Annotated in this window: 11 protein-coding genes and 2 pseudogenes; 7 read left to right on the top strand and 6 right to left on the bottom strand. The window is 54.1% G+C overall.

Features of this window, described 5'->3' with window-relative positions:
* Nucleotides 1-14 precede the first annotated feature (14 nt).
* The 6 genes and pseudogenes from ACYQ3S_RS12010 to ACYQ3S_RS11985 form a co-directional block, all read left to right on the top strand.
* A pseudogene (locus ACYQ3S_RS12010) lies at nucleotides 15-128 on the top strand (helix-turn-helix domain-containing protein); the annotation flags it as partial.
* Nucleotides 115-771, top strand: coding sequence for a topoisomerase C-terminal repeat-containing protein (locus tag ACYQ3S_RS12005; protein ID WP_459689381.1), 657 nt, complete (start codon nucleotides 115-117; stop codon nucleotides 769-771). The pseudogene ACYQ3S_RS12010 and the gene ACYQ3S_RS12005, both read left to right, overlap by 14 nt.
* Nucleotides 772-915: 144 nt before the next feature.
* Nucleotides 916-1,770 (top strand): ParA family protein, encoded by an 855-nt coding sequence (locus ACYQ3S_RS12000; protein WP_000409924.1) that lies wholly within the window; start codon nucleotides 916-918, stop codon nucleotides 1,768-1,770.
* A gap of 97 nt (nucleotides 1,771-1,867) precedes the next feature.
* A complete protein-coding gene (locus tag ACYQ3S_RS11995) occupies nucleotides 1,868-2,077 on the top strand; it encodes a peptide-binding protein (RefSeq protein ID WP_000527317.1) in 210 nt (69 codons plus the stop codon).
* Between the two features lie 16 nt (nucleotides 2,078-2,093).
* Nucleotides 2,094-2,366, top strand: coding sequence for an antitoxin (locus ACYQ3S_RS11990; protein ID WP_000301765.1), 273 nt, complete (start codon nucleotides 2,094-2,096; stop codon nucleotides 2,364-2,366).
* 1 nt (nucleotide 2,367) lies between these two features.
* Nucleotides 2,368-3,123: pseudogene (locus tag ACYQ3S_RS11985) on the top strand (AAA family ATPase).
* Nucleotides 3,124-3,839: 716 nt separating this feature from the next.
* On the opposite strand, the gene ACYQ3S_RS11980 reads toward ACYQ3S_RS11985, so the two are convergent.
* From ACYQ3S_RS11980 to ACYQ3S_RS11965, 4 genes are all read right to left on the bottom strand, one after another.
* Entirely contained in the window at nucleotides 3,840-3,977 is a 138-nt protein-coding gene (locus ACYQ3S_RS11980) for a helix-turn-helix domain-containing protein (protein ID WP_459689378.1), read from the bottom strand.
* Nucleotides 3,978-4,086: 109 nt separating this feature from the next.
* Nucleotides 4,087-5,238 carry a GNAT family N-acetyltransferase gene (locus ACYQ3S_RS11975; protein WP_459689377.1) on the bottom strand — a complete coding sequence of 384 codons (1,152 nt, stop codon included), beginning with the start codon at nucleotides 5,236-5,238 and terminating at the stop codon, nucleotides 4,087-4,089.
* A gap of 3 nt (nucleotides 5,239-5,241) precedes the next feature.
* Nucleotides 5,242-6,150 carry a dihydroorotate dehydrogenase gene (locus ACYQ3S_RS11970; protein ID WP_459689376.1) on the bottom strand — a complete coding sequence of 303 codons (909 nt, stop codon included), beginning with the start codon at nucleotides 6,148-6,150 and terminating at the stop codon, nucleotides 5,242-5,244.
* Nucleotides 6,150-6,917, bottom strand: a complete 768-nt coding sequence (locus ACYQ3S_RS11965; RefSeq protein WP_459689375.1) for a dihydroorotate dehydrogenase electron transfer subunit — start codon at nucleotides 6,915-6,917, stop codon at nucleotides 6,150-6,152. Before ACYQ3S_RS11965 ends, ACYQ3S_RS11970 begins: the two co-directional genes overlap by 1 nt.
* 128 nt (nucleotides 6,918-7,045) lie before the next feature.
* Between ACYQ3S_RS11965 and ACYQ3S_RS11960 the strand changes: the two genes are divergently transcribed.
* A complete protein-coding gene (locus ACYQ3S_RS11960; protein ID WP_459689373.1) occupies nucleotides 7,046-7,591 on the top strand; it encodes a hypothetical protein in 546 nt (181 codons plus the stop codon).
* 56 nt (nucleotides 7,592-7,647) lie between these two features.
* Here ACYQ3S_RS11960 and ACYQ3S_RS11955 read toward each other — a convergent pair whose 3' ends face one another.
* Nucleotides 7,648-8,778, bottom strand: coding sequence for an SLC13 family permease (locus ACYQ3S_RS11955; protein WP_459689371.1), 1,131 nt, complete (start codon nucleotides 8,776-8,778; stop codon nucleotides 7,648-7,650).
* A 108-nt stretch (nucleotides 8,779-8,886) separates the two neighbouring features.
* Entirely contained in the window at nucleotides 8,887-9,261 is a 375-nt protein-coding gene (rplL, locus tag ACYQ3S_RS11950) for a 50S ribosomal protein L7/L12 (RefSeq protein ID WP_054326518.1), read from the bottom strand.
* Nucleotides 9,262-9,278 lie beyond the last annotated feature (17 nt).

The following is a 9,278-nucleotide window of genomic DNA, read 5'->3' as shown; positions in this document are numbered from 1 at the left end:
TCGAGGTGATCAATATTCCTTACAAGCGTATACGAAATTTACGCGAGGATAACGATTTGAGTCAGCAGCAGGTCGCAAGCTATCTGCATATTTCACAGCGAACTTATAGTTACTATGAAAACGGCGAATAAAACGGTTGATGATGAAGAAGCAATCAAGATTTTACAAGAAGTTGAGGGGATTGGAACAGAAGCGACAAGAGCAAGCATTATTGAAGCCTTGAAACAAAAAGAATATATCCAAGTGATTAAGAATAAGCTTGTTGTAACTGAAAAAGGAAAATTATTGTGCCAGGCAGTTGAAAGTCAGCACCTTTTAACGAGTGCTGAAATGACGGCTAAATGGGAAACGTATTTAAAAAAAATCGGTAAAAGAGAAGGCAATCAAGAGAACTTTATTACGAATATCAAAAAATTCATTGTTCATTTACTGGAAGCTGTACCTAACGATATAGAAAAACTAAATTTTTCTGATTACCAGGAACAGAAAGAAAAAGAAGCAGAAAAAAGTATTGTAGGAAAATGTCCTAAGTGTGGCAACAATATTGTATTAAAAAAATCGTTTTATGGTTGTTCAAATTATCCTGAATGTAAGTTTACTTTAGCTGAACATTTTAGAAAGAAAAAACTCACCAAAACAAATGTAAAAGAATTACTAGAGGGAAAAGAAACCCTGGTAAAAGGAATCAAAACGAAAGATAGAAAGTCCTACAATGCCGTTGTAAAAATCGGAGAAAAGGGATATATTGATTTTATCTCTTTTTCAAAATAAGCATAAAAGCCCTTTAAAGAGGGCTTTTATATATTAATCACAAATCACTTATCACAAATCACAAGTGATTAATCACAAATCACTTGTGATTTGTGATTCCTAATGATACAATATTACTATACAAAAAAAGAATGGGGCGTAGTTATGGAGAAGGAAGAACTCAAAATACTTGAAGAATTAAGACGTATTTTAAACAGTAAAAATGAAGCGATTGTTATCTTAAACAATTATTTTAAAGGTGGTGTTGGAAAGTCAAAATTATCGACTATGTTTGCTTACTTGACAGACAAATTTAATTTAAAAGTTTTAATGATCGATAAGGACTTACAAGCAACATTGACAAAAGACTTAGCAAAAACATTTAAGGTAGAATTGCCACGTGTTAATTTTTATGAAGGACTGAAAAATGGAAACTTGGCTTCTTCTATTGTTCATTTGACTGATAATTTAGACTTGATCCCTGGCACGTTTGATTTGATGTTACTGCCAAAATTAACTCGCTCATGGACTTTTGAAAATGAAAGTAGATTGCTTGCTACTCTTTTAGCACCTTTAAAAAGTGACTATGATCTCATTATTATTGATACTGTACCAACGCCAAGCGTTTATACAAATAATGCAATCGTGGCAAGTGATTACGTCATGATCCCTTTACAAGCAGAAGAAGAAAGTACAAACAACATTCAAAACTATATTTCCTATTTGATTGATTTACAAGAACAGTTTAACCCTGGACTAGATATGATCGGTTTTGTTCCTTATTTAGTTGATACGGACAGCACAACGATAAAATCAAACCTGGAAGAACTGTACAAGCAACATAAAGAAGATAACTTGGTTTTCCAAAATATTATCAAGCGAAGTAATAAAGTAAGTACCTGGTCTAAAAACGGCATTACAGAACACAAAGGCTATGACAAAAAAGTTTTATCTATGTATGAGAACGTATTTTTTGAAATGCTTGAGCGAATCATTCAATTAGAAAACGAAAAAGAATAGAATCACAAATCACAAGTGATTAATCACAAATCACTTGTGATTTGTGATTGTTGATGATAAAATAAGAGTAAGAAGAAATAGAAAGAAGTGAGTGGTTGTGGGAAATTTAGGCGCACAAAAAGCAAAACGAAATGATACACCAATCAGTGCAAAAAAAGATATTATGGGGGATAAGACGGTTCGTGTTCGTGCTGACTTGCACCATATTATAAAAATCGAAACAGCAAAGAATGGCGGAAACGTAAAAGAAGTTATGGATAAAGCCTTAGAAGAATATATTCGGAAATATTTACCTGACAAACTTTAAAAGGAGTGAAAATGAAATGGCAGTTACTTATGAAAAAACATTTGAAATAGAGATCATTAACGAATTATCGGCAAGCGTTTATAATCGAGTATTAAACTATGTTTTGAATCATGAATTAAATAAAAATGACTCTCAATTATTGGAAGTCAATTTATTAAACCAATTAAAGCTTGCAAAACGTGTAAATCTTTTTGATTATTCTTTAGAAGAATTACAAGCCGTTCATGAGTATTGGCGGTCAATGAATCGCTATTCAAAACAAGTTTTGAATAAAGAGAAAGTGGCTTAATATGGCAAATATAGTCAATTTTACTGACAAACAATTTGAAAATCGCTTAAATGATAATTTAGAAGAATTGGTTCAAGGAAAAAAAGCGGTTGAATCGCCAACCGCTTTTTTACTTGGTGGGCAACCAGGGTCAGGGAAAACGAGTTTGCGAAGAAGATGATTGAGCAGGCAGGAACAAAGTGATAAATTCAAATTGTGAGGGAAAATATAGATGAATCAAGGAAGAATTATTGTGATTACAGGCTCACCGGGGACAGGAAAAACAACAACTGCGTCAATTGTCGCAAAGGAATCAGATATGGATAAATCAGTGCATATGCACACCGATGACTTTTTTCATTACTTAAGCAAAGGCGCAATACCACCACATTTGCCAGAATCCAACAAGCAAAATCTGGTTGTCATTGAAGCCTTTTTAGAGGCTGCAAAGCGATATGCTCGTGGCGGATATGATGTAATTGTAGATGGGATTGTCGGGCCATGGTTTTTGGAGCCATGGAAAGCTCTTGCCCAAGAAGATTACGAGGTACACTATATTGTATTAAGAGCGAGTAAAAAAGAAACTATGAAGCGAGCTGTGGAACGCTCAAAATTAGATAGAAAAACAAATATTGAATTAGTGGAAACAATGTGGGAGCAATTTTCCGGTTTGGGAGTATATGAATCAAATGTCATAGACACAACTACATTCACAATTAAAGATACGGTTTCCGCAATAAAAGAAAGAGTTGCATGTGGGACGTCTTTACTATCTTAGACATTCCCATTTGTCAGGAAGATAGCAAAGCCAGCCGAGCCAGTCAACGGTCAAGATGAACGGCGCATTTCATGCGCCGCCGTTGACAGTCACGCCCGTCTTTGCTAAAAAGTAATCAAGGCGGGAAAGCCCTAAAATGGCTTCCCGCCCATTTCAATTTTTAGAAAAGAAACGCTCCAAAATCAGAAAGAGAGCGGCCAAGCACTTTGAGGGATTGGCCGCCTTGTCCACCCATTCAGCGGGACAGCGGGCGGAGGTCAAGGCCGGGTGTAAACCCGTTCATTTCAGCCTTGACGGTTGCCCGCTGTCCTGCTACTTTTCCGGGAGTGTGGCCACAACTTCGGGACACTTTGTCCACAAGTCGGAGCGTAGGACGAGGGACGGGGGCTTTCATATACCTGCCGCCGTTCTCTGAAAACAGCCCGATTTTTCGCTCATTCCCATTCGCAAAAATTCAGCCTGTTTTCCTGCCGGAGCAAACAGGGCGCATGAAGCACCGCACCCCGTTTTCCACGCCAGCCACGCCAGCAGGTATAACACACTACACTTTGCTTCGCAAAGTCGTGTGCCAAATGGGGGCTTTGCCCCCTTTGGAAACCCCCACAAGAAAAGGCGGTACGCTACCCCTCCACGGGGCGCATACCGCCTTTTCTTGTTATCCAGCCCTCCGGCTGTATCGGTTGAGCAAAAGTCAGCATGGGATTGGTGTGGTATCTTTAATTATGTGAAACTCCGACCTCCCATTTGCTGACCGCCTTGTCGGATACCAGCAGCCGCTCGGCAAGCTGCTTCTGTGTCAGCCCCAGCGCCTTGCGCCGCGCCGCAATCAGCGCGCCCGTTGCCTTTGCGTCCATACGTTCCCCTCCCTTTTGTGCTTCCAGCATAGCAGAAAGTCTGCCCCGCAGCAACCGAGATACGGAAGAAGGGCGCTCTACCAGCGGTAGAATGCCCCTCCAAAGTGCGTCAATCCACGCAGATGCGCTTGAACATGCGGTAATGCAGGCCGTTTTCGTCCCGATATTCGCCGCGCTGCTCGAAGGCAAATTTGCGGTAGAAGCCCTGCGCGCGGGCGTTGCGCTCGGCCGCATGCGCGCATAAGTACGCCTTGCCGAGCGCGCGGTATACGCTGATCGCCTGGCCGAGGATCTGCCCGCTCAGGCCGCGGCCGCGGTAGCGTTCGTCGATGCAGAAGCCGCCGACCAGCCCCACGTCCGGCTCGTCGTCATACCAGGTCTTGAGGTAGACCAGCGCGGCCTCCTCGCCGCTCTCCAGGCAGCCGAAGCAGCACGCGCGCGGGCTGACCCGCTGGGCGCGCGCCACGTCCGCCAGCAGCGCGTCCGGATCGAGGTGCGCGTCCGTGCCGTAGGCGTTCCGGTGCAGCTCGCGCAGGAAAGCGACGATCTTGCCCGCGTCCATCGGGTCGGCGCGGCGGAACCAGAGCTGCGGCGTTTCCGGCACGCCCTTGTTGTCCTTCCAGCCGATGGCGGCAAAGGTGGAAAGGCGCTCCGGCAGGTGGGAGGCGTCGTTCTCGTACACCACCGCGAGCCGGTCCGGCCCATCGAATTCAAATTTCGCCACGCAGGTGTTGTCTCCCCAGCCGATCTCGCCCATCTGCTCGGGCGCGAAGCCGTGCGCGATGGTCAGCGCGCCGCGGATGGCCGAGCCGTGGGTCACAACCGCGATCGTGCCGCCCTCGTGCTGCCGCACCAGCCCGCGCACCCCGTCCAGCATGCGCTGGCCGGCCTGCAGCACGCTTTCGCCGTGCGGCGGGCGCGCGTCCCACGGGCGGGCGCGCCAGACCGCGTATTCCTCCGGCCAGATGCGCGGCAGCTCGGCCCAGGGGAGGTCCTCCCAGTCGCCCATGTCGATCTCGCGCAGCACGGGGCGAAGCTCTACGTTCAGTCCGTGCGGCTGGGCGACCGCCTTGGCGGTCGTGCGCGCGCGGAACAGGTCGGAGGCGTACACCGCGTCCAGCGGCACACTCTCGAAGCGTTTGGCCAGACAGGGGAGCTGCTCGTAGGCGCGCGGGGTGAGCAGGCTGTCATACTGTCCGTGGCAGCGGCGGTAGACGTTGCCCTCGGCCTCCGCGTGGCGGATCAGGTAAACCGTGGTCATGGCTCACACCTCGACCGCGCCGGACAGCTCGCGGACGGATTGCACGTCATGCGCGTCCATCCACGCCTCCAGCTCCTGAAGCGCCTTGACCGGCGCCAGCGGGTCGGCAAACAGCACCGTACCCATTGCGACCGCGTCCGCGCCCGCGAGCAGCATCTCCACGATATCGCGTCCCGTGCGGATGCCGCCCATGCCGAGGATCGGCACGTCCACCGCCCGGCGCACCTGGTACACCATGCGCACCGCGACCGGAAATACCGCCGGTCCGGACAGGCCGCCCATCACGTTGGACAGGATGGGCCTTCTGGTTTCGATGTCAATGCGCATGCCCAGCAGGGTGTTGATGAGCGAAAGCGCGTCCGCGCCCGCGGCCACCGCCGCGCGCGCGATCTCGGTGATGTCGGTCACGTTCGGGCTGAGCTTGACGATCAGCGGCTTTTTCGCCTTGCGCTTCGCGGCGGAGACGACCTCCTCGACCATCGCGGGCTGGGTGCCGAACGCCATGCCGCCGCACTTGACGTTCGGGCAGGAGATATTCATTTCGATCAGGTCCACGTCCGCGTCCGAGATCTTCTCGACCATGCCCTCGTATTCCTCGACCGTGTTGCCGGACACATTGGCGATGATCGCGGTGTCGTACTGCCGCAGGAACGGGATCTGCTCCGCGATGAAGCGGTCGATGCCCGGGTTCTGCAGGCCCACGCAGTTCAAAATGCCCGACGGGGTTTCCGCGATGCGGGGCGCGGGGTTGCCCAGGCGCTCGGTCGGGGTCAGGCCCTTGACGCCGACGCCGCCGAGCGTGGACAGGTCGAAGAATTCGCCGTACTCATGCCCGAAGCCGAATGTGCCGGACGCGGTCGTGAGCGGGTTTTTCAGCTCCACGCCGCAGAAATTGACTCTCAGATCCGCCATTACCACGCGACCTCCTTTGCGTCGAACACCGGCCCGTCCTTGCAGACGTGGCCGTAGCGGGTTTCACCGTTTTCCGCCTTGAGCGCGCACGCGCACACCAGGCACGCGCCGATGCCGCAGCCCATGCGCTCCTCCATCGAGACCTGGCAGGGCAGGCCCGCGTCCTCTGCGAGCGCGGCGATGGCCTTCAGCATGGGCTTGGGGCCGCAGGCGGCCACGCCGGTCGCGTCCGCGAGCAGCTCTTGCAATACGTCGGTCACAAAGCCGTGGCGGGCATAGGAGCCGTCGTCGGTCGTGACAAAGGTTTCGCAGACGGCCTGGAAATCCTCCTCAAGGATGACCGCGCCCTGATTGCGGAAGCCCAGCACCGCGCGCGGCTGCGCGCCCGCGTCCTTTGCGGCTTTCGCGGTCTGCAGCATGGGCGGAACGCCGATGCCGCCGCCGATCAGCACCGGCTTTGCGCCGAGCGCGGCCACGTCGAACCCGTGGCCGAGCGGGCCGAGCACGTCCAGCACGTCGCCGGCCTGCCGCGCGGCGAGCCATTTCGTACCCTCGCCCTTGATCTGGAACACGACGCGCAGCGCATCGCCCTGCCAGCCGCAGATCGAGATCGGGCGGCGCAGCAGGTTGCCCTCGCCGCATGCGATATGCACGAACTGGCCGCACTGCGCCTGCGCGCAGATGGCGGGCGCGTGCATCGTGAGGGCATATAACCCTTCGCCCAGCTGCGTATTGGCCACGACCCGGCAGTTTTCCTGTATTGACATAACATATCCCCCTTCTGGTGGTTTTACGCTTCATGCTCCTATTGTACAGGAAAAACGCGGAAAAGGAAAGACAATGCGGGAACTTTCCCGCGCGGGCCGCGTCTATCCAGATAAAGGAGGGCTGCGGTATGAAAAAGCTGACAGCGATCGCGCTGCTGCTCGGCCTGCTCGCGGGCTGCGGTGCGGGCAGGGAGGCGACCGCCCTGCCGGAGCAGCTGCCGGCGGACTTTGCCGTCCGCTTTGTCAAATGGACGGACGCGGACGCGCCCAACATCTACGACACAGGCGAAAAGCTGCTGCAAAAGGACCTGGTCGATCCGGACGGTCCGCGCACCGCCCAGGCGGCGCTGACCGTTTCGGACGAGATTCTGCAGGCGATCTACGCCAAGGCACGGGACTGCGCGCTCGACCGGCTGACGGAGGAAAAGCTGACCTCGGAAAACCTTACCGTTCTGGGGGACGGGGTGCGGATGACCCCGCTGACCGAATACGAGATCACCCTCACCGCGGACGGGCAGACCTATACGGTCACCGGCGACGCCACCGCGCGCGAATACACCGAACAAAACGGCCGCGCGGCGCAGTTCTGGGAATTTGTGCAGTACATGAACGAGCTGCTGCTGACCAGTCCGGAATACCAGGCCCTGCCCGAACCGCGGGGCGGGTATGCGTGAGGCAGCAAAGCAAAGCGCCGCATTTCCCCTGATGGGAAATGCGGCGCGCGCCGTTTTCATCCGGTCAGGCCGAGCAGGCCGGCAAGGAGGGAGAGCAGCGCCAGTCCGGCGAGGTTGGCGGCGGCGAACACGGCCAGAAAGCGCGGCAGCGAGGCGCCCTCGGCGCGTAAGTACAGCTTGAGCGAGATCAGGCTGGCAAGCGAGGCGATCGGCGTTCCCAGCCCGCCGACGTTCACGCCCGCCAGCAGGGCCTGCCAGTTGCCCGTAAAGCCGGAAAGCAGCACGGCGGCGGGTACGTTGCTGATCACCTGGCTGGCGGCGAGCGAGGTCCAGTAGGAGCTGCGCCCCATCAGCAGTTCGAGCGCGCCGCGCACAGGCTCGATGCGGCCCATGTTGCCCGCGAAGATGAAAAAGCACACGAACGTCGCGAGCAGCGCGTAATCCACCTGGGCGAACAGCCCGCGCGCGAACAGCAGCAGGCACAGCAGGACGACGCCGGTCAGGACGCCGTAATGCAGCACATGCACCACGGACAGCAGGCACAGCACGAACAGCAGGCACAGCAGGGCGAACAGACGCGGCTGCGTGATGGACTCGCGGCGCGGGAAGGCGATTTCGATTGTTTCGCCTGGCGTGGCGAGCGCGGCCGCGGACAGCGCCAGCAGGCTGGCCGCGGCCAGCGGCAGGACGACGGACAGGAACGAGCGGAAGGACAGCGTGTAATACGAGCACAGAAACAGGTTTTGCGGGTTGCCGACCGGCGTCGCCATGCTGCCCAGGTTCGCCGCGAGCGTTTGCAGCACCACCACGCGGACGAGCGCCTCCGGCCGGCTGATGCGGCCGAGCACCAGCACGGTGAACGGGACGAAGGTGAGCAGCGCCACATCGTTGGTAATCAGCATGGAGCAGAAGAACGGCAGCAGCGTCAGCACAAGGTAGAGCAGGCGAAGCTGCTTCCGGCCGGACAGCAGGCGCTGGGCGAGCACCTGGAACAGGCCGCATTGCTGCAGGCCGGCCACCACCGCCATCAGGCAGAACAGCAGGCACAGCACGCGCAGGTCGATATAGCCGGCATAGCCCGCGTCCGGCGGCACGGCCAGCATGGACAGGACCGCGCAGAGCAGCGCGATGGACAGCACCGCCTCCCGCCGCAGGAAGGCGCCAAGACGCGTCGGAAGAGAATGCACAACATTTTCCCTCTTTCTCATTTCTCTGGTACAGGTGCGGAAAGGATGCAAAAAACGGCAGGCATTGCGTGAGCAATGCCTGCCGTTTCCGTCAAGCAGAAAAGCGGCTTACTTGAGCTCGACCTTGGCGCCGGCAGCTTCCAGCTTCTCCTTGATCTCGTTCGCCTCAGCCTCCGGAGCGGCCTCCTTGATGGTCTGCGGAGCGGAATCAACCTTCTCCTTGGCTTCCTTCAGGCCCAGGCCGGTGATCTCGCGAACAACCTTGATTACGTTGATCTTGGAGGAACCAGCCTCAACCAGAACAACGTCGAAATCGGTCTTGGCCTCAGCAGCCGCAGCGCCGTCAGCCGCGCCGCCGCCAACGCCGGCAACAGCAACAGGCGTAGCGGAAACGCCAAATTCTTCTTCCAGAGCCTTTACCAGCTCAGAGAGCTCCATAACCTTGAGCTCTTTTACAGCATCCATAATCTCCTGAACAGTCATGGGATAAACCTCCATTA

Source organism: Agathobaculum sp. TL06 (assembly GCF_054658635.1).
The sequence above is the reverse complement of the archived record's forward strand: the minus strand, read 5'-3'. Positions and strand labels throughout refer to the sequence as shown.